Below are 18,808 nucleotides of genomic sequence, written 5' to 3'. Positions count from 1 at the left end.
GGCGCATGATCTGTTACGGAGTAACACTCACCGTCATGGACCGGCCCCCTCCACGCCCCAGGCCCTGCTCTCTCCCATGAAGCCCTCACGCCTCGCTACCAGCATCACCTTCGCCCTGGCCCTGGCCAGCACGCCCCCCCTTGCCGCAGCCGCGGATGACGCCGGGCCCGCAGTGAAAAACCTGGATGCGGTCACCGTCAGCGCCCATCTCGACCAGGCCCGCAACGCGCTGTCGCCGGACATCGGCAGCAGCCAGTACCAGATCACCGCAGAGGACATCCAGAAGCAGCCGCTCGGCGCCTCCGCCGCACTCAGCCAGGTGCTGCTGCAGGCCCCGGGCGTGGTCCAGGATTCCTACGGCGGTGTCCATGTGCGTGGTGATCACGCCAACCTGCAGTACCGCATCAACGGCGTGCTGCTGCCCGAATCGATCTCCGGCTTCGGCCAGACCCTGGATGCGCGCACCATCAGGAGCATCCGGCTGATGGATGGCGCACTGCCGGCGCAGTTCGGCGAACGCACCGCCGCAGTGGTGGACATCACCACCCGCAGTGGCGCCGAACTGGGCAACGGCGGCAGCGCCGGACTGACTGCCGGGTCGTTCGGCAAGGTCAATCCCAACGCCTCCTGGTGGGGCAACCAGGGACGCTGGAGCTGGTTCCTGACCGGCAACTACGACCAGAACGAGGTCGGCCTGGAGAACCCGACCAACTCGCGCCGGCCGCTGCACGACGACACCCACCAGGGCAAGGCGTTCGCCGACCTCACCTATCTGCTGGACGAGAACACGCGCGTGAGCGTGTTCGCCGGCGTTGCCAACAACCGCTTCCAGATTCCGGTGAACCCGGGCCAGACACCGCAGTTCGGCTACCTCGATACCTCCACGTTCGACTCCAGCCAGCTGGATGAGACCCAGCGCGAGACCACGCGCTTCGGCATGCTGGTGCTGCAGGGGACGCTGGGCGCCAGCGCGTACCAGCTGTCGGCCGGCCAACGCTACAGCGATGTCGGGTTCAATCCCGATGTCGCGGGCGATCTGGTGTTCAGCGGTGTTGCTTCACAGGTCCAGCGCAGCAACCGCGCCAACACCGTGCAGGCCGACATTTCCACCCCGCTGGGCAGCGATCACACGCTGCGCTATGGCCTGTACGGCAATCATGAGACCGCGCGGGCCCACAGCAGCAGCTGGGTGTTCCCGGTTGACGACGCCGGCCAGCAGGCCAGCACCACGCCCCTGCTGATTCCCGACCGCAGTGCTTTCCACGCCAGCACGCTGGCGCTCTACGTGCAGGACGAGTGGAAGATCGGAGACAACTGGACGGTCAACTATGGTCTGCGCGGCGACCGCTACACGGCCTTCGGGCGGACCGAAGGCCAGCTCAGCCCGCGCCTGGGCGTGGTCTGGAATGCCGGCGACAGCACCACCCTGCACGCAGGCTATGCGCGCTACTTCACACCACCGGCCAGCGAGCTGATCGCCTCCGACGACATCGCGCTGTACGACGGCACCAGCAACCAGCAGCCCAGTGATGGCAACGCCACGCCACTGGCCGAGCGCAGTGACTACTACGACCTCGGCATCTCGCAGCAGATCGGCGAGCACCTGACACTCGGCGTGGATGCGTATGACCGGCGTGTCGCCCGCCTGCAGGATGAAGGCCAGTTCGGCGCCGCCTACCTCTATTCAACGTTCAACTATCGTCGCGGCCACATCCGCGGCCTGGAGTTCAGCGCCGACTATAGCGACGGACCGTTCAGCGCTTACTTCAACGCTGCATACAACAAGGCGATCGGCACCCAGGTGATCACCGGCCAGTACAACCTCGACCCGGACGCCCTGGCCTACGTGGCCGACCATTGGATCCACCTGGACCACGACCAGAAGCTGACCTCGTCGGGCGGTGTCAGCTATGCCTTCGCCGGACACAACCGGATCGGTGCCAACTACGTGTTCGGCAGTGGCCTGCGCTCGGACACCGAAAGCGTACCCAATGGGGGCGAGCTGCCGTCCTACCTGCAGGGGAACCTCAGTGCTGGCCACGATTTCAACCCCGACAGCGGCCATCCGCTGCATGCACAGCTGGCGTTGGTCAACGCGCTGGATCGCAGCTATCAGCTGCGCGATGGCGGCGGCGTAGGCGTGTTCGCCCCCCAGTGGGGGCCGCGACGCGGCGCCTATCTCAGCCTGCAACAGGATTTCTGATCGATGTCGCCGCCCCCCGGCAGAGCCGAGCCCATGCCCGGCTCTGCTGGGGCGCGTCAGTTACTCAGCGCCTGACCCTGCGCAGCGGCACCAGCAGTGCCCACAGCCCCAGCAGCACGAACCACACGCCCGACCACATCGGCATGGTCAGTCCGAGGAAGGTCCAGTCGATGTTGCCGCAGTTGCCGGTACCGGTCAGCACCGTGCGGAACACCTCGAACGGGCCCATGGTCTCGCGCAGGAAGCTCAGCGGCGGACCACAGGTGGCACCCATTTCCGGCGGCAGCATCTGCACGTAGACATGGCGCGCGGCGATGCCGACGCCGACGGCTGCCGCAATGAAGGCAAGGATGCCGTACGTCACCCGTCCCGGCCGGTTCGACGGGCCGTGCAGTGCGCCCAGCAGGAACAGCAGGCCGAGCGCGGCAAAGGCCAGCCGCTGGAAGATGCACAGCGGGCACGGCTCCAGCCCCATCTTCAGCTGCAGGAAAATCGCATAGCCCAGCAGGCCCACGCAGATCAGGAAGCCCAGCAGGAACTGGGCGCGGAAGGGCCAGCGCAGAGGATTCATCGTGAATGCTCGAATGGATCAGGCGCCAAGCGTAACCGACCGCGCCTGCCATTCGAACCGCTGCCGGTGACGCTCGTCGGAACGGTGCGGGCCACTTCCCTTCGCAGGTAGCGCCGGGCCATGCCCGGCGAGTGCAGCGGAAACGTAAACGCCGGGCATCGCCCGGCGCTACCAGAACGCAAAAGCCCGGCAGATGCCGGGCTTTCACTGTGTCGCGTTGGAGCGGTCCGATTACTCGGCCACTTCCTCGGCCACGGCCGGACGGTCGACCAGCTCGACGTAGGCCATCGGAGCATTGTCGCCGGCGCGGAAGCCGCACTTCAGCAGACGCAGGTAGCCACCCGGACGGTTCGCGTAGCGCGGGCCCAGGATGGTGAACAGGTTGCCCACGGCTTCGTTGTCACGCAGGCGGGCAAAGGCCAGACGGCGGTTGGCAACGGAATCGACCTTGGCCAGGGTGATCAGCGGCTCGGCGACGCGGCGCAGTTCCTTGGCCTTCGGCAGGGTGGTCTTGATCAGCTCGTGCTTGAACAGCGAGGCGGCCATGTTCTTGAACATCGCTTCGCGATGGGCGCTGGTACGGCTGAACTTACGGCCAGACTTCTGGTGACGCATGGTGATGTTCCTTGGTTAATGATGTGGCTGTGTGGATCGTTGTCGCCATCCTGGCGTTGCTGCACGGACTGCGGATGGTCCTGGCCGCCCGTCCTGGACGACCTGCCCGCGAACCTGCGGTTCGTCATGGCATCTTGCGGTGAAGGCTCCACCGCTGACGGTGGAGCCTCCGGGTACAGCAGGAGGCTTTATCAGCCCAGCATGCCGTGGCTGGCGACGCCGGCCGGCGGCCAGTTCTCCAGCTTCATGCCAAGCGACAGGCCACGCTGGGCCAGCACTTCCTTGATCTCGGTGAGCGACTTCTTGCCCAGGTTCGGGGTCTTCAGCAGCTCCACTTCGGTCTTCTGGATCAGATCGCCGATGTAGTAGATGCTTTCAGCCTTCAGGCAGTTGGCCGAACGCACGGTCAGCTCCAGATCGTCGATCGGGCGCAGCAGCACCGGATCCACGCCGTTGTTGGCCGGCTTGGCCGCACCGCGGTCGCGGTGGGTGAAGTCACCGAACACCGACAGCTGGTCGCTGAGGATGTCGGCGGCGGTGCGCACGGCTTCCTCGGCATCGATGGTGCCGTTGGTCTCGATATCGATGACCAGCTTGTCCAGGTCGGTACGCTGTTCGACGCGGGCCGCTTCCACGGCATAGGCGACGCGGCGGACCGGCGAGAACGAGGCATCCAGGACCAGGCGGCCGATGGCACGGGTTTCTTCGTCCGGACGACGACGCGCAGCAGCCGGCTGGTAGCCGAAACCACGCTCGATCTTCAGACGCATGTTCACTGCCGTATCCTTGGTCAGGTGGCAGATCACATGGTCGCCGTTCAGGATCTCCACATTGTGGTCGACCTTGATATCGGCAGCGGTGACAACGCCCGGGCCCTGCTTGGACAGGGACAGGGTGGCGCTGTCGCCGGAGTGCATACGGATGGCCACGTCCTTCAGGTTCAGCAGGACTTCGAGCACGTCCTCCTGCAGACCTTCGACCGTGGTGTACTCATGCAACACGCCGTCGATTTCGACTTCCGTGATGGCGAAGCCCGGGATGGACGACAGCAGCACGCGACGCAGGGCGTTGCCCAGCGTATGCCCGTAACCCCGCTCCAAAGGTTCGATAACGACCTTTGCACGGGTGTCGGTAAGGCGTTCGATCTGCGGACCGCGAGGACGCAGAACCTGGTTGGCGGTAACCGTCATGTTGCGGGTTCTCCTAGTGAACCCCCGGCCGTCGCCGGGGGCTCTCCAATGTGAATTACTTCGAATACAGCTCGACGATCAGCGCTTCGTTGATGTCCGCAGGCAGATCCGAACGATCCGGAACCGCCTTGAAGATGCCGGTGAACTTGCCGGAATCCACTTCAACCCACGACGGGCTCAGGTCATGCTGTGCGGCGACGGTCAGGGCTTCCTGGACGCGCAGCTGCTTGGCAGCCTTCTCGGACAGCGCGATGGCATCGCCAGCCTTGACCTGGTACGAAGCCAGGTTGACCGACTTGCCATTCACGGTGACGCCGCGGTGCGACACCAGCTGGCGGGCAGCCGGACGGGTCACGGCGAAGCCCATGCGGTAGACGACGTTGTCCAGGCGGGTTTCCAGCAGCTGCAGCAGGTTCTCGCCGGTGTTGCCCTTCTTGGTCGAGGCCTTCTTGTAGTAGTTGCGGAACTGACGCTCCAGCAGGCCGTAGATACGCTTGACCTTCTGCTTTTCACGCAGCTGGGTGGCGTAGTCGGACAGCTTGCCCTTGCGGGCAGTGGCGCCATGCTGGCCGGGCTTCTGCTCCAGCTTGCACTTGGAGTCCAGCGCACGCGCCGGGCTCTTCAGGGACAGGTCGGCGCCTTCGCGGCGGGCGAGCTTACAGGTAGGACCGATATAACGAGCCATTTCTTATCGCTCCCTTTAGACGCGACGCTTCTTCGGCGGACGGCACCCGTTGTGCGGGATGGGCGTCACGTCGATGATGTTGGTGATCTTGTAGCCGACGTTGTTCAACGAACGCACGGCCGACTCACGGCCCGGACCCGGGCCCTTGATGCGGACTTCCAGCGACTTCACGCCGTAGTCCAGCGCAGCACGACCGGCCTTCTCGGCAGCCACCTGGGCAGCGAACGGGGTCGACTTGCGCGAACCGCGGAAGCCAGCGCCACCGGAGGTCGCCCACGACAGAGCATTGCCCTGGCGGTCGGTGATGGTGACGATGGTGTTGTTGAACGAAGCGTGGACGTGGGCAACGCCGTCAGTGACGACGCGCTTGATCTTCTTCTTGGTCTTAGCAGCGGGCTTAGCCATTTCTCAGTCCCTTACTTCTTGATCGCCTTGCGCGGACCCTTGCGGGTGCGGGCGTTGGTACGGGTGCGCTGGCCACGCAGCGGGAGGCCACGACGGTGACGCAGGCCGCGGTAGCAGCCCAGGTCCATCAGGCGCTTGATCGCGATGCCGATCTCACGGCGCAGATCGCCTTCCACGATGTACTTGCCGACTTCGGCGCGCAGCCGCTCGATTTCCGGCTCCGACAGATCGCGGATCTTGGTGGTCGAAGCGACGCCTGCGACTTCGCAGACCTTCTTCGAACGGGTACGGCCGATGCCGTAAATGCTTTGCAACCCGACCCAGACATGCTTCTGGGCTGGCAGGTTGACGCCTGCAATACGCGCCATGACGCGGTTCTCCAGCTGAGTGATGGCCGACAGCGCGCCTCGGGCACGCCAATCCGGCAGGATGGATCAAAAAAGTGAACTAGCGATACTAACAAGGTTCCGGTTTACATGGAAGCCCGTGAAACCAGAGGTTTCATGAACCCGGCCTGGGGAGTGTGCCCAGGCTCCGGCGCCGGATGGGGTTGATCCCGGGAGGTCTCCCGGGGCCGCCCGCGCTACTCCTGCGCGGGACCACCTCATCACACCCCCACCCGGAACCGCTGCGGGGGCCGCCCTTCGTTTGTGTGGCCGGAGTCCGCGAAGCGGAGGGACCATCACGTCAGGAAGACGAAAGTATAACAGGCGAATCAGCCGCGGGCAAAACCGCCGCGGTTGCCACCCTTCAGGTTGGCCTTCTTCAGCAGGCTCTCGTACTGGTGGGACATCAGGTGCGCCTGCACCTGGGCGATGAAGTCCATCACCACCACCACCACGATCAGCAGCGAGGTACCGCCAAAGTAGAACGAGGCGTTCAGCTGCGTGCGCATCAGTTCCGGCAGCAGGCAGACGATCACAAGGTAGGCCGAGCCGGCTGCGGTCAGGCGGGTCAGCACGCCGTCGATGTAGTCGGCAGTGGCCTTGCCCGGACGGATGCCCGGAATCAGCGCGCCCGACTTCTTCAGGTTGTCGGCGGTTTCCTGCGAGTTGAACACCAGCGCGGTATAGAAGAACGCGAAACCGGTGATCAGCGCAGCGAACACGATCATGTGCAGCGGCTCGCCCGGACCCAGCGCGTTGGCGACCTTCTGCAGGACCTGGCCGAAGCTGCTCTGGTTGGCCGCCTGGCCGGACCACATGGCCAGGGTGGCCGGGAAGGCCAGCAGGCTCGAGGCGAAGATCGCCGGGATGACGCCGGCCATGTTGAGCTTCAGCGGCAGGAACGAGGTCTGGTTCATGTACGCATTGCGACCGCCCTGGCGGCGCGCGTAATTGACCGTGATCCGGCGCTGGCCGCGCTCGACGAACACCACGAAGAAGGTGAAGGCGAGAACGACGATGGCGATCAGCAGCAGCTGGATGAACTGGATGTTGCCGTCGCGGTAGGCATCGAAGGTATGGATGACCGCGCCCGGCAGGCCCGCCACGATACCGGCGAAGATGATCAGCGACACGCCGTTGCCGATGCCGCGCTCGGTGACCTGCTCACCGACCCACATCAGGAACATGGTGCCGGCGGTCAGCGCGACCACGGCGGTGAGCACGAAGCCCATGCCCGGCGCGTACACGACCGGAGCGCCCGACGGCGAGACCTGGCCCTGCAGGGCCAGAGCGATCGAACCGCCCTGCACCACTGCCAGCAGCACGGCGCCGATGCGCGAATACTGGGTGATCTTGCGGCGACCGGACTCACCTTCCTTCTGCATCGCCTTCAGGGCGGGGAAGATGTGCACGGCCAGCTGCATCACGATCGATGCCGAGATGTACGGCATCACGTTCAGCGCGAAGATGCTGAAACGGTGCAGGGCGCCGCCCGAGAACATGTTGAACATGTCCACGATGCCGCCGCCCTGCTGTTGCATCATGGCAAGCATGGCATCGGGATTGACGCCCGGCACCGGCACGTAGCAGCCGATGCGATAGACGATCAAAGCCCCGACGACGAACAGCAAACGTTGGCGAAGTTCAGTGAACTTGCCCATTCCGCCCGCGAGGTTACCGATGCCAGCTTGCGCCATGATTTTCTTACTCCGTTACGCTGCCGCCGGCAGCTTCGATCGCAGCCTTGGCACCGGCCGTGGCAGCAACACCCTTCAGGGTGAACGCCTTGGTCACTTCGCCCTTGACGACGACCTTGGCCTTCTTGGCAGTGCTCGGGACCAGCTTGGCGGCACGCAGGGCGGCGAAGTCGATCTCGCCGGCCGGCAGCTTGTCCAGCTGGTACAGCAGCACTTCAGCGGTGTCCTTGGCGATCGGCGAACGGAAGCCGATCTTCGGCAGACGACGCTGCATGGGGGTCTGGCCGCCTTCGAAGCCGGCCTTGATCTTGCCGCCACCCTTGCGGGCGAACGAACCCTTGTGGCCGCGGCCGGCAGTCTTGCCCAGGCCCGAGCCGATACCGCGACCGACGCGGGTGCGCTCGGTACGGGCGCCCGGTGCCGGGCTCAGTTCATTGAGACGCAGAGTCATGATCGATTACTCCTCAACCTTGACGAGGTAGTGAACGGTATTGATCAGGCCGCGAACCTGCGGGCTGTCCTTCAGTTCACGCACATCGTTGAGCTTGTTCAGACCCAGGGCACGCACCGACAGACGGTGACGCGACTGAGCACCACGCAGGCCGCGCACCAGGCGCACCTTCACAGTCTTGTTGGACTCATTAGCCATGGTTGAGTTCCTCCACCTTCTTGCCGCGCTTGGCCGCGATGCGGGCCGGCGACTGCGCTGCAGACAGGCCCTTCACGGTGGCACGCACCAGGTTGATCGGGTTGCGCGAACCGGTGGCCTTGGCCAGCACGTTCTTCACGCCAACCGCTTCCAGGACGGCGCGCATGGCGCCGCCGGCGATGACGCCGGTACCTTCCGAAGCCGGCTGCATGAACACGCGGGCTGCGCCATGACCATCCTTGATGGTGTGCCACAGGGTGCCGTTGTTCAGGTCAACGCTGACCAGGTTCTTGCGGGCCTGTTCCATCGACTTCTGGATGGCGACCGGCACTTCGCGGGCCTTGCCATAACCGAAACCGACCTTGCCTTCGCCGTCGCCGACCACGGTCAGGGCGGTGAAGGTGAACTGGCGACCACCTTTGACGGTCTTGCTGACGCGGTTGACCGCGACCAGCTTTTCGATCATGCCGTCGTCGATCTTCTCTTCGCGGTTACGGTCGCGATCGCGACCCCGCTGCTGACGCTCTTCTGCCATGTTGATTCCTTGGTTGTTGGGTATGTACGGCTCAGGGCCGCTTATGGTTGTGGAATGACGCGTCGTTCCGGTGGGCCACTACAGAAGAATGGCGCCGTCCAGCCTCGCTCAGGCTGGCGAGCAGGCGGACAGGGGGCCATCGGCCCCCTGCCCCGATCCCTTAGAACTGCAGGCCGGCTTCGCGGGCAGCCTCTGCCAGGGCCTTGATACGGCCGTGGTAACGGTAACCCGAACGATCGAAGGCAACCTTCTCGACGCCGGCGGCCTTGGCACGCTCAGCGACGATGCGGCCAACCTTGGCGGCGGCATCGACATTCTTGCCGCTCTTCAGGCCTTCCTTGACGTCGGTCTGGGTGGTGTTGGCGGCAGCCAGCACCTTGGAACCGTCGGCGGTGAAGACCTGGGCATACAGGTGCTGGCCGGTGCGCAGCACCGACAGGCGGGCGACGCCGAGCTCACGGATGTGGGCGCGGGTCGACTTGGCGCGACGCAGGCGGGCGATGTTCTTGTTCATGATGTTTTTCCTATGAAAGCGGAAGCGCCTATTAGGCCTTCTTGGCTTCCTTACGGATGATGACTTCGTCGGAGTACTTCACGCCCTTGCCCTTGTACGGCTCCGGCTTGCGGAACGCACGGATCTTGGCGGCAACTTCACCGACGGCCTGCTTGTCCGCGCCCTGGACCAGGATCTCGGTCTGGGTCGGGGTGGACAGCGTGATGCCTTCCGGCGCCACGAACACGACCGGGTGCGAGAAGCCCAGCGACAGGCTCAGGTCCTTGCCCTGCATGGCAGCGCGGTAACCCACGCCGACCAGCTCCAGCTTGCGCTCGAAGCCTTCGGACACGCCCTTGACCATGTTGGCCAGGATCGCACGCACGGTACCGGTCAGTGCGACCAGTTCGACGTTCTCGGTGCTCAGGGTGGCAACGCCGTTATCGACGTTGATGGCAATACCGGCCGGCTTGGCCAGCGACAGGGTGCCCTTCGGGCCCTTGGCGGTGACGCTTTCCGACTGGACGTTCAGTTCAACCTTACCCAGGTCGATCGGCTTCTTGGCTACGCGGGACATAGTTCTACTCCTTTCGCCTTAGGCCACGAAGCACAGGACTTCGCCGCCGACGCCCAGCTGGCGCGCCTGCGCATCAGTCATGATGCCCTTGGAGGTGGAAATGATGGAGATGCCCAGGCCGTTCATGACCTTCGGCAGCTCGCTCTTGCCGCGGTACTGGCGCAGGCCCGAACGCGAGAAGCGCTTCAGGGTCGCGATGACCGGCTTGCCTTCGAAATACTTCAGCACGATTTCCAGCTCGGCCTTGTTGTTCTCCAGCTGGGTAACGCGCAGGTCGGTGATGTAACCCTCGTCCTTCAGGACCTGGGCGATCGCAACCTTGATCTTGGACGACGGGGCTTTCACCGTCTGCTTGCCAACCGCGGCCGCATTCTTGATGCGGACCAGCAGGTCGGCGATGGGATCAGTCATGCTCATATGAGTACCTTTGAGTGCACCGATATCCGCTTTCGCGAAAATCTGTTGTCTCCTGGAAACGGGCCAGGTCCCTTGATGCAGCGGACCTGTGGCCCGCCCTACAACCCCGTCTGCACAGGGCAAGACGCGGGAGTATACGCCAAAAGAGCCCGACTTGCGTCGGGCTCTTCGGGTTTTTTGCGAAAGGGAGGCTGAATGCCTCCCCTCCCCGGTTCAGGAACCCCCGGAGGGGCGCCTGATCGCAGGACCGGCTGGGATTACCAGCTGGCCTTGCGCAGACCCGGGACGTCGCCACGCATGGTGGCTTCACGCAGCTTGTTGCGGCCCAGGCCGAACTTGCTGTAGACGCCACGCGGACGGCCGGACAGTTCGCAGCGGTTGCGCTGGCGGCTCGGCGACGAATCGCGCGGCAGCTTGGCCAGCTTGGCAGCAGCTTCGATCTTCTCGTCGTAGCTCGCGTCCACCGAGGACACGATCTTCTTCAGAGCAGCACGCTTCTCAGCGTACTTCTTGGCCAGCTTTTCCCGCTTGATGTCGCGGTTGACCATGGAGGTCTTTGCCATTTCGGTTTCCTCGACGGATCAGTTACGGAACGGGAACTTGAACGCTGCCAGCAGCGCCTTCGCTTCCGCGTCGGTCTTCGCAGTGGTGGTGATGGCGATATCCATGCCGCGGATCGCGTCGACAGCGTCGAAGTCGATTTCCGGGAAGATGATCTGTTCCTTCACACCCATGTTGAAGTTGCCGCGACCGTCGAAGGAACGACCGGAGACACCACGGAAGTCGCGCACGCGCGGCAGCGAGATGTTGATCAGGCGATCCAGGAACTCGTACATCTTGTGGCGACGCAGCGTGGTCTTGCAGCCGATCGGCCAACCATCGCGGATCTTGAACGACGCAACCGAAATACGCGACTTGGTGACAACCGGCTTCTGGCCGGAAATCTTGGTCATGTCGCCGACGGCGTTTTCCAGGATCTTCTTGTTGGTGGCCGCTTCGCCGACACCCATGTTCAGGGTGACCTTGACGAGCTTCGGCACTTCCATCGGATTGGTGTAGCCGAACTGCTTCATCAGCGCCGGCACCACTTCGTCCTTGTAGAACTTTTCGAGACGGGAAGTCATCTTCTCATTCCTCAGGCGTCGAGCGCCTCACCGCTGGAGCGGAACACACGCAGTTTGCGTCCATCCTCCAGCACCTTGAAGCCAACGCGTTCGCCCTTGCCCGAAGCCGGGTTCAGCACATTCACGTTGGAGATATGGATCGAAGCTTCACGCTCGACCACGCCGCCGGCAACGCCTGCCTGCGGGTTCGGCTTGGTGTGGCGCTTGACGATGTTCACGTTGGCGACGACCACACGGTCGCCGTCGACGCGGACGACTTCGCCCTGCTTGCCCTTGTCCTTGCCGGTGTTGACGACGACCTGGTCGCCCTTCTTGATACGGTTAGCCATGATTATCTCCTGTCGCTCACAGCACTTCGGGAGCGAGCGAGACGATCTTCATGAACTTCTCCGAACGAAGTTCACGGGTCACCGGCCCGAAGATACGGGTACCGATCGGCTCCTGCTTGTTGTTCAGCAGGACGGCAGCGTTGCCGTCGAAGCGGATCAGCGAGCCGTCGGCGCGACGCACACCCTTGCGGGTACGCACCACGACGGCGTCATACACTTCACCCTTCTTGACCTTGCCGCGCGGAATCGCATCCTTCACGGTGACCTTGATGATGTCGCCGATGCCGGCGTAACGGCGCTTGGAACCACCCAGCACCTTGAAGCACATCACCTGCTTGGCACCCGAATTGTCCGCGACGTCAAGGTAGCTCTGCATCTGGATCATGATTCAGACTCCTTATTCAGCCGCACGCGTGATGACTTCCACCACGCGCCAGTTCTTGGTCTTGGACATCGGAGCAATCTCGGTCACGCGGACGACATCGCCTTCCTTGCAGGCGTTGTCGGCATCGTGGGCGTGCAGCTTCGTCGAGCGCTTGATGTACTTGCCGTACAGTGCGTGCTTGACCTGACGCTCAACCAGGACGGTAACCGTCTTGTCCATCTTGTTGCTGACGACACGGCCTTCGACCGTGCGCAGCGTCTTGTTTTCAGTATTGTCGCTCATAGCGGCCATCCTTACTTCGTGCTGCCGAGCAGGGTCTTGACGCGAGCAATCTCGCGACGGACCCGGCGGATGTCGTGGGTCTTCGGCAGCTGGCCGGTGACCTGCTGCATACGGACAGAGAACTGTTCCTTACGCAGGTCGATCAGGTGGGCCTTGAGTTCGTCAGCCGACTTTTCACGGAGAGTTTTGATATCCATCAGCGCACCGTACGGGTCACGAAAGTGGTGGTGACCGAGAGCTTGGCGGCGGCCAGGCGGAACGCCTCGCGAGCCACTTCCTCGGAAACACCCTCGATTTCATAGATCATGCGGCCGGGCTGGATCTGGGCCACCCAGTATTCCACGTTACCCTTACCCGAACCCATTCGAACTTCGATGGGCTTCTTGGTGATGGGCTTGTCGGGGAACACGCGGATCCACATCTTGCCGCCGCGCTTGACGTAGCGGCTGATCGAGCGGCGAGCCGCTTCGATCTGACGCGCGGTCAGCTGACCGTGTGCGGTTGCCTTCAGGCCGTATTCGCCGAAGCTGACAGCGTTGGCGCTCCAGCTCAGGCCTTCGTTACGGCCCTTGTGTACCTTGCGGTACTTGGTTCGCTTGGGTTGCAACATTGTCGTTACCTCGCTTCACGGGCCGGGCGCTGACGGTCACCACGGTCGCCGCGATCGTGACGATCGTTGCGCGACGGGGTGTCGTCCTGCTTTTCCTGGCCAACCTGGGAGAAATCGAAGACCTCGCCCTTGTAGATCCAGACCTTGATGCCGATGATGCCGTAGGTCGTCTTGGCTTCAGCGAAGCCATAGTCGATGTCGGCACGCAGGGTGTGCAGCGGCACGCGGCCTTCGCGGTACCACTCCGAACGGGCGATTTCAGCACCGTTGAGGCGGCCACCCACGTTGACCTTGATGCCCAGGGCACCCAGGCGCATCGCGTTGCCCACCGAGCGCTTCATTGCGCGGCGGAACATGATGCGACGCTCCAGCTGCTGGGCGATCGACTCGGCAACGAGCTGCGCGTCCAGTTCCGGCTTGCGCACTTCGGTGACGTTGATGTGCGCCGGAACGCCCATCATCTCGCTCACTTCCTTGCGCAGCTTCTCGATGTCCTCACCACGCTTGCCGATCACCACGCCCGGACGGGCGGTGTGGATCGTCACGCGCGCGGTCTTGGCCGGACGCTCGATCAGGATCTTGCTGATGCCGGCCTGAGCCAGCTTCTTGCGCAGCATTTCGCGAACTTTCAGGTCGGCTGCCAGGTAACCAGCGAACTCGGCCTTGTTGGCGTACCACTTGGAGTTCCAGTCCTTGGAAATACCGAGACGGATACCAATCGGATGAACTTTATGACCCATGGTCTTTTCCTTATCCGCTTACTTGCCGGCGCCCACAACCACAGTGATGTGGCTGGTGCGCTTGAGGATGCGGGTACCGCGGCCTTTCGCCCGCGCCATGAAACGCTTCAGGGTCGGACCTTCATCAACCATGATGGTCTGAACCTTCAGCTCGTCGACGTCGGCGCCCTGGTTGTTCTCGGCGTTGGCAATAGCCGACTCCACCACCTTCTTGATCAGGTGGGCAGCCTTCTTGTCCGAGAACTTCAGCAGATTGACCGCACGTTCGGCCGGCAGACCGCGCACCTGGTCAGCGACCAGGCGAGCCTTCTGCGGGGAGATGCGCGCAGTGCGCAGGATGGCTTTCGCTTCCATTGTCATCTCTCCTTACTTGCCCGACTTCTTGTCACCACCGTGACCCTTGAAGGTCCGGGTGATGGCAAATTCGCCGAGCTTGTGGCCGACCATGTTCTCGTTGACGAGAACCGGGATGTGGTTCTTGCCGTTATGCACGGCAATGGTGATGCCTACCATGTCAGGCAGGATCATCGAACGGCGCGACCAGGTCTTGATCGGCTTCTTGCTGCCCGCAGCGGCCTCCACCTTCTTGACGAGGTGGTGATCGACGAACGGGCCCTTCTTGAGTGAACGTGCCATGGTCGATTAGCCCCTACGATCGCGGACGATGAACTGCTGAGTGCGCTTGTTATGGCGCGTCTTGTAACCCTTGGTCGGGACACCCCACGGGGTGACCGGATGCGGGTTACCCTGGCCGGCCTTGGCCTCACCACCACCGTGCGGGTGGTCAACCGGGTTCATGGCAGCACCACGAACGGTCGGGCGGACGCCGCGCCAGCGCTTGGCACCGGCCTTGCCCAGCTTTTCCAGGCTGTGCTCGTCGTTGCCGACTTCGCCGATGGTGGCGCAGCACTCGACCGGAACCTTACGCATTTCACCCGAGCGCAGGCGCAGGGTGGCGTAGATGCCTTCGCGGGCGACCAGCTGCACGGCAGCACCTGCAGCGCGGGCGATCTGAGCGCCCTTGCCCGGCTTCAGCTCGATGCAGTGGATGGTGGTACCGACCGGGATGTTGCGCAGCGGCAGGGTGTTGCCCGCCTTGATCGGGGCATCCGAACCAGCGATCACCTGATCACCGGCCTTCAGGCCCTTCGGGGCGATGATGTAGCGACGCTCGCCGTCGACGTAGCACAGCAGGGCGATATGGGCGGTGCGGTTCGGATCGTATTCGATGCGTTCCACGCGCGCCGGGATGCCCAGCTTGTTGCGCTTGAAGTCGATGATGCGGTAGTGCTGCTTGTGGCCACCACCGACGTGACGGGTGGTGATGCGGCCGTGGTGGTTACGACCACCCGAGCGGCTCTGCGACTCGACCAGCGCAGCGTGCGGAGCACCCTTGTGCAGGTCGGGCGTAACCACGCGCACGGCCGAACGGCGGCCGGGGGAAGTGGGCTTGAATTTCATCAATGGCATGGGATGTACCTCAGGCCTTGGCCGTTACATCGATCGACTGGCCATCGGCCAGGCGAACGTACGCCTTGCGCCAATCGCCGCGGCGGCCAGCACGGTTACGGAAGGACTTGTTCTTGCCCTTGACGTTGACCACGTTGACGGCTTCGACCTTGACGTCGAACAGCTGCTCAACCGCGGCCTTTACATCGGCCTTGGTGGCTTCGTTCGAAACTTCGAAGACATACTGGTTGGAGAGTTCCTGCAGGCGCGCGGTCTTTTCGGAGACACGCGGGGCACGCAGCACGCTGAAGATTTTTTCGTTGCTGTTCATGCCAGCCACTCCTCGACCTTCTTGACCGCGTCAGCGGTGATGACGACCGTGTCGGCACCGACCAGCGACACCGGGTCCAGGCCCTGCACGTCACGCACCTGCACGTACGGCAGATTGCGGGCGGACAGGTACAGGTGCTCGGAGGCTTCCTCGGTGACGATCAGCGGGCGCTTGCCCACTTCCAGGCCGGCCAGCTTGGCGATCAGACCCTTCGTGCTGGTCGCTTCGACATCGAAGGCCTCCACGATGGTCAGACGGCCCTGACGGTTCAGCTCGGACAGGATCGCGCACATGGCGGCACGGTACTGCTTACGATTGACCTTCTGCTCGAAGCTGCGCGGCTTGGCCGCGAAGGTGACACCGCCGCCGACGAAGATCGGAGCCGTCAGTGCGCCATGACGCGCGCCGCCGCCCTTCTGCTTCTTCGACTTCTTGGTGGTACCAGCCACTTCGGAGCGAGTCTTCTGTGCCTTGGTGCCGGCGCGACCGGCGTTGCGGTAAGCAACGACGACCTGGTGGACCAGATCTTCGCTGAAATCGCGACCGAACACGGCGTCGGAGACCGAGACCTTGTTGTTGCTACCCGTGATAACGAGTTCCATCGTCATCTCTCCTTATGCCTTGCTCGCCGGACGGACGATCACATCGCCACCCGCCGCGCCAGGAACGGCGCCGCGAACCGCAATCAGACCGCGCTCGACGTCGACCTTGACCACTTCCAGGTTCTGGGTGCTCTGCTGCACCGCGCCCATGTGGCCCGACATCTTCTTGCCCGGGAAAACGCGACCCGGGGTCTGGCGCTGACCCAGCGAACCCGGCGCGCGATGCGACAGCGAGTTACCGTGGGTTGCATCGCCCATACGGAAGTTGTGGCGCTTGATGGTGCCCTGGAAACCCTTACCCTTGGTGACACCCTGGACGTCGACGATCTGGCCGACTTCGAAGATGTCCGCCTTGACTTCGCCGCCGACGGCGAAATCGCCGAGCTGCGCGTCTTCAACGCGGAATTCCCACAGGCCACGACCCGCTTCCACCTTCGCCTTGGCGAAGTGGCCGGCTTCCGGCTTGTTGACCAGGGCAGCGCGACGCGCGCCGACGGTCACCTGCACGGCGCTGTAGCCGTCGGTTTCGACGGTCTTGATCTGCGCGATGCGGTTCGGGGTGGCTTCGATCAGGGTCACCGGGATGGAACGACCATCTTCGGTGAACACGCGGCTCATGCCGGCCTTGCGGCCCACGAAGCCCAACGAATACTTCTTCGTCATGGTCGTAGTCCTCAGGTCAGCTTGATCTGAACGTCGACGCCGGCAGCCAGTTCGAGCTTCATCAGCGCGTCCACGGTCTTGTCATTCGGGTCAACGATATCGAGCACGCGCTTGTGCGTGCGGGTCTCGTACTGGTCACGCGCGTCCTTGTCGACGTGCGGGGAAACGAGAACGGTGTAACGCTCGATCTTGGTCGGCAGCGGGATCGGGCCACGCACTTGCGCGCCGGTCCGCTTTGCCGTTTCAACGATCTCGCTGGCCGAACGGTCGATCAGACGATGATCGAACGCTTTCAGCCGGATCCGGATCTTTTGGTCCGCCATGGCGGTAGGTTCCTTCGTTAAAAGAGCGACAGACAAAGCCTCTGGGTTGCTTTGCCCCATGAAATTCCTGCATACGGACGGCCCGCACTCCTGCAGGCCGACAAGGTCAATCCGTAGACCTCAAAAACGTAGGCAGACCAGTTTCCCGGCCTGCCCAGACGTAGAAGCATAATGGCACGCCAGGCAGCTGTCAACAGTCTCCTGTTGACGCCGCCTGAATGGCCTTGACCCTTCCTGGTCCGGGGAACACAAGGCACATCCTGTGCCTGCTTTCCCATTTTGATACGCCCCGATGCCCTACCCAGGCAACATCGGGGCGCAGAGTCTAACAGATTACTTGATGATCTTCGAGACCACGCCGGCGCCGACGGTGCGGCCACCTTCGCGGATGGCGAAGCGCAGGCCTTCGTCCATCGCGACCGGGTTGATCAGGGTCACGGTCATCTTGACGTTGTCACCCGGCATCACCATTTCCACGCCTTCCGGCAGCTTGGCAGCGCCGGTGATGTCGGTGGTGCGGAAGTAGAACTGCGGGCGGTAGCCGTTGAAGAACGGGGTGTGACGGCCGCCCTCGTCCTTCGACAGCACGTACACTTCGCCTTCGAACTCGGTGTGCGGGGTGATCGAACCCGGCTTGGCCAGAACCTGGCCGCGCTCGACGTCGTCACGCTTGGTGCCGCGCAGCAGCAGACCGGCGTTGTCGCCTGCCTGGCCCTGGTCCAGCAGCTTGCGGAACATTTCCACGCCGGTCACGGTGGTCTTCTGGGTCGGACGGATACCGACGATTTCGATTTCGTCACCGACCTTGATCACGCCGCGCTCGATACGACCGGTCACCACGGTGCCGCGGCCCGAGATCGAGAACACGTCTTCCACCGGCATCAGGAACGGCTTGTCGATCGCACGCTCCGGCTCCGGAATCCAGGTGTCCAGCGCGTCGACCAGCTTCAGGATCGCCGGCACGCCGATCTCGCTCTGGTCGCCTTCCAGCGCCAGGCGGGCCGAACCCGAGATGATCGGGGTGTCGTCGCCCGGGAACTCGTACTTGCTCAGCAGTTCGCGCACTTCCATTTCGACCAGCTCGAGCAGCTCGGCGTCGTCGACCATGTCAGCCTTGTTCAGGAACACCACGATGTACGGCACGCCGACCTGACGCGACAGCAGGATGTGCTCGCGGGTCTGCGGCATCGGGCCGTCAGCGGCCGAGCACACCAGGATCGCGCCGTCCATCTGGGCAGCACCGGTGATCATGTTCTTGACGTAGTCAGCGTGGCCCGGGCAGTCAACGTGGGCGTAGTGACGGGTCGGGGATTCGTATTCGACGTGCGCGGTCGAGATCGTGATGCCACGAGCCTTTTCTTCCGGTGCGGCGTCGATGGCGTCATACGCCTTGAACTCGCCACCGAAGCGCTCGGCGCCGATCTTGGTCAGCGCGGCGGTCAGCGTGGTCTTGCCGTGGTCGACGTGACCGATGGTGCCGACGTTGACGTGCGGCTTGGTGCGCTCGAACTTACCCTTTGCCATTGTTATATACCTTGATTGTTCGT

General features: G+C 63.4%; 30 protein-coding genes. 1 reads left to right on the top strand and 29 read right to left on the bottom strand.

The window, feature by feature from the left end:
* Window positions 1–76 precede the first annotated feature (76 nt).
* The gene (locus N7367_RS02335; RefSeq protein WP_279941646.1) at window positions 77–2,203 is read left to right on the top strand and encodes a TonB-dependent receptor; all 2,127 of its coding nucleotides are present in this window, start codon (window positions 77–79) and stop codon (window positions 2,201–2,203) included.
* Window positions 2,204–2,267: 64 nt separating this feature from the next.
* Here N7367_RS02335 and N7367_RS02330 read toward each other — a convergent pair whose 3' ends face one another.
* The 29 genes from N7367_RS02330 to tuf all read right to left on the bottom strand — a co-directional run bounded on the left by N7367_RS02330 (window position 2,268) and on the right by tuf (window position 18,785).
* Window positions 2,268–2,774, bottom strand: a complete 507-nt coding sequence (locus N7367_RS02330; RefSeq protein ID WP_053519753.1) for a disulfide bond formation protein B — start codon at window positions 2,772–2,774, stop codon at window positions 2,268–2,270.
* Window positions 2,775–3,005: 231 nt separating this feature from the next.
* Window positions 3,006–3,389, bottom strand: coding sequence for a 50S ribosomal protein L17 (gene rplQ, locus N7367_RS02325; protein WP_053519752.1), 384 nt, complete (start codon window positions 3,387–3,389; stop codon window positions 3,006–3,008).
* 191 nt (window positions 3,390–3,580) lie between these two features.
* Window positions 3,581–4,579, bottom strand: coding sequence for a DNA-directed RNA polymerase subunit alpha (rpoA, locus tag N7367_RS02320; protein WP_004145453.1), 999 nt, complete (start codon window positions 4,577–4,579; stop codon window positions 3,581–3,583).
* Window positions 4,580–4,634: 55 nt separating this feature from the next.
* Complete coding sequence (gene rpsD, locus N7367_RS02315) at window positions 4,635–5,264, bottom strand: 30S ribosomal protein S4 (RefSeq protein ID WP_004145446.1); 630 nt, start codon at window positions 5,262–5,264, stop codon at window positions 4,635–4,637.
* A gap of 15 nt (window positions 5,265–5,279) precedes the next feature.
* Window positions 5,280–5,669 (bottom strand): 30S ribosomal protein S11, encoded by a 390-nt coding sequence (gene rpsK / locus N7367_RS02310; protein ID WP_004145443.1) that lies wholly within the window; start codon window positions 5,667–5,669, stop codon window positions 5,280–5,282.
* A gap of 11 nt (window positions 5,670–5,680) precedes the next feature.
* Window positions 5,681–6,037, bottom strand: a complete 357-nt coding sequence (gene rpsM, locus N7367_RS02305; RefSeq protein ID WP_004154500.1) for a 30S ribosomal protein S13 — start codon at window positions 6,035–6,037, stop codon at window positions 5,681–5,683.
* Between the two features lie 347 nt (window positions 6,038–6,384).
* Window positions 6,385–7,752 (bottom strand): preprotein translocase subunit SecY, encoded by a 1,368-nt coding sequence (gene secY / locus N7367_RS02300; protein ID WP_005415420.1) that lies wholly within the window; start codon window positions 7,750–7,752, stop codon window positions 6,385–6,387.
* 7 nt (window positions 7,753–7,759) lie between these two features.
* Window positions 7,760–8,203, bottom strand: coding sequence for a 50S ribosomal protein L15 (gene rplO, locus N7367_RS02295; protein WP_053519751.1), 444 nt, complete (start codon window positions 8,201–8,203; stop codon window positions 7,760–7,762).
* A gap of 6 nt (window positions 8,204–8,209) precedes the next feature.
* A complete protein-coding gene (gene rpmD / locus N7367_RS02290) occupies window positions 8,210–8,401 on the bottom strand; it encodes a 50S ribosomal protein L30 (RefSeq protein WP_004145412.1) in 192 nt (63 codons plus the stop codon).
* A complete protein-coding gene (rpsE, locus tag N7367_RS02285; RefSeq protein WP_005408213.1) occupies window positions 8,394–8,936 on the bottom strand; it encodes a 30S ribosomal protein S5 in 543 nt (180 codons plus the stop codon). The genes rpmD and rpsE overlap by 8 nt, the downstream gene beginning before the upstream one ends.
* Before the next feature lie 160 nt (window positions 8,937–9,096).
* Window positions 9,097–9,450: a 50S ribosomal protein L18 gene (gene rplR, locus N7367_RS02280; protein WP_053519749.1), complete on the bottom strand. Its 354-nt coding sequence runs from the start codon at window positions 9,448–9,450 to the stop codon at window positions 9,097–9,099.
* A 31-nt stretch (window positions 9,451–9,481) separates the two neighbouring features.
* A complete protein-coding gene (gene rplF, locus N7367_RS02275; protein WP_053519748.1) occupies window positions 9,482–10,006 on the bottom strand; it encodes a 50S ribosomal protein L6 in 525 nt (174 codons plus the stop codon).
* A gap of 18 nt (window positions 10,007–10,024) precedes the next feature.
* Window positions 10,025–10,423 (bottom strand): 30S ribosomal protein S8, encoded by a 399-nt coding sequence (gene rpsH, locus N7367_RS02270; protein ID WP_005415417.1) that lies wholly within the window; start codon window positions 10,421–10,423, stop codon window positions 10,025–10,027.
* 257 nt (window positions 10,424–10,680) lie between these two features.
* Window positions 10,681–10,986 (bottom strand): 30S ribosomal protein S14, encoded by a 306-nt coding sequence (rpsN, locus tag N7367_RS02265; RefSeq protein WP_053519747.1) that lies wholly within the window; start codon window positions 10,984–10,986, stop codon window positions 10,681–10,683.
* Between the two features lie 18 nt (window positions 10,987–11,004).
* Complete coding sequence (gene rplE / locus N7367_RS02260) at window positions 11,005–11,547, bottom strand: 50S ribosomal protein L5 (RefSeq protein ID WP_053519746.1); 543 nt, start codon at window positions 11,545–11,547, stop codon at window positions 11,005–11,007.
* Window positions 11,548–11,558: 11 nt separating this feature from the next.
* On the bottom strand, window positions 11,559–11,876 hold the full coding sequence (rplX, locus tag N7367_RS02255; protein ID WP_053519745.1) for a 50S ribosomal protein L24: 318 nt from the start codon (window positions 11,874–11,876) through the stop codon (window positions 11,559–11,561).
* 16 nt (window positions 11,877–11,892) lie between these two features.
* Window positions 11,893–12,261, bottom strand: a complete 369-nt coding sequence (gene rplN / locus N7367_RS02250; RefSeq protein WP_010483978.1) for a 50S ribosomal protein L14 — start codon at window positions 12,259–12,261, stop codon at window positions 11,893–11,895.
* A gap of 12 nt (window positions 12,262–12,273) precedes the next feature.
* Window positions 12,274–12,543: a 30S ribosomal protein S17 gene (rpsQ, locus tag N7367_RS02245; RefSeq protein ID WP_053519744.1), complete on the bottom strand. Its 270-nt coding sequence runs from the start codon at window positions 12,541–12,543 to the stop codon at window positions 12,274–12,276.
* 11 nt (window positions 12,544–12,554) lie between these two features.
* A complete protein-coding gene (rpmC, locus tag N7367_RS02240) occupies window positions 12,555–12,740 on the bottom strand; it encodes a 50S ribosomal protein L29 (RefSeq protein WP_004154487.1) in 186 nt (61 codons plus the stop codon).
* Window positions 12,740–13,153, bottom strand: coding sequence for a 50S ribosomal protein L16 (gene rplP / locus N7367_RS02235; RefSeq protein WP_053519743.1), 414 nt, complete (start codon window positions 13,151–13,153; stop codon window positions 12,740–12,742). The genes rpmC and rplP overlap by 1 nt, the downstream gene beginning before the upstream one ends.
* 5 nt (window positions 13,154–13,158) lie before the next feature.
* Window positions 13,159–13,893 (bottom strand): 30S ribosomal protein S3, encoded by a 735-nt coding sequence (gene rpsC / locus N7367_RS02230; RefSeq protein ID WP_004145350.1) that lies wholly within the window; start codon window positions 13,891–13,893, stop codon window positions 13,159–13,161.
* An 18-nt stretch (window positions 13,894–13,911) separates the two neighbouring features.
* A complete protein-coding gene (gene rplV, locus N7367_RS02225; RefSeq protein ID WP_080375339.1) occupies window positions 13,912–14,247 on the bottom strand; it encodes a 50S ribosomal protein L22 in 336 nt (111 codons plus the stop codon).
* Between the two features lie 12 nt (window positions 14,248–14,259).
* On the bottom strand, window positions 14,260–14,529 hold the full coding sequence (rpsS, locus tag N7367_RS02220; RefSeq protein ID WP_005415413.1) for a 30S ribosomal protein S19: 270 nt from the start codon (window positions 14,527–14,529) through the stop codon (window positions 14,260–14,262).
* 6 nt (window positions 14,530–14,535) lie between these two features.
* Window positions 14,536–15,363 carry a 50S ribosomal protein L2 gene (gene rplB, locus N7367_RS02215; protein WP_053519741.1) on the bottom strand — a complete coding sequence of 276 codons (828 nt, stop codon included), beginning with the start codon at window positions 15,361–15,363 and terminating at the stop codon, window positions 14,536–14,538.
* Between the two features lie 10 nt (window positions 15,364–15,373).
* Window positions 15,374–15,673, bottom strand: coding sequence for a 50S ribosomal protein L23 (gene rplW / locus N7367_RS02210; RefSeq protein WP_004145338.1), 300 nt, complete (start codon window positions 15,671–15,673; stop codon window positions 15,374–15,376).
* Window positions 15,670–16,275 (bottom strand): 50S ribosomal protein L4, encoded by a 606-nt coding sequence (gene rplD / locus N7367_RS02205; protein WP_053519740.1) that lies wholly within the window; start codon window positions 16,273–16,275, stop codon window positions 15,670–15,672. The genes rplW and rplD overlap by 4 nt, the downstream gene beginning before the upstream one ends.
* Window positions 16,276–16,287: 12 nt before the next feature.
* Window positions 16,288–16,938, bottom strand: a complete 651-nt coding sequence (gene rplC, locus N7367_RS02200) for a 50S ribosomal protein L3 (RefSeq protein ID WP_004145336.1) — start codon at window positions 16,936–16,938, stop codon at window positions 16,288–16,290.
* Between the two features lie 11 nt (window positions 16,939–16,949).
* Window positions 16,950–17,261 (bottom strand): 30S ribosomal protein S10, encoded by a 312-nt coding sequence (gene rpsJ, locus N7367_RS02195; protein WP_005408208.1) that lies wholly within the window; start codon window positions 17,259–17,261, stop codon window positions 16,950–16,952.
* Between the two features lie 333 nt (window positions 17,262–17,594).
* Window positions 17,595–18,785, bottom strand: coding sequence for an elongation factor Tu (gene tuf / locus N7367_RS02190; protein ID WP_065176003.1), 1,191 nt, complete (start codon window positions 18,783–18,785; stop codon window positions 17,595–17,597).
* Window positions 18,786–18,808 lie beyond the last annotated feature (23 nt).

This window comes from Stenotrophomonas sp. GD04145, assembly GCF_029835135.1.
Classification (GTDB): domain Bacteria; phylum Pseudomonadota; class Gammaproteobacteria; order Xanthomonadales; family Xanthomonadaceae; genus Stenotrophomonas; species Stenotrophomonas maltophilia_P.
This window is presented reverse-complemented; position numbering and strand designations above follow the sequence as displayed.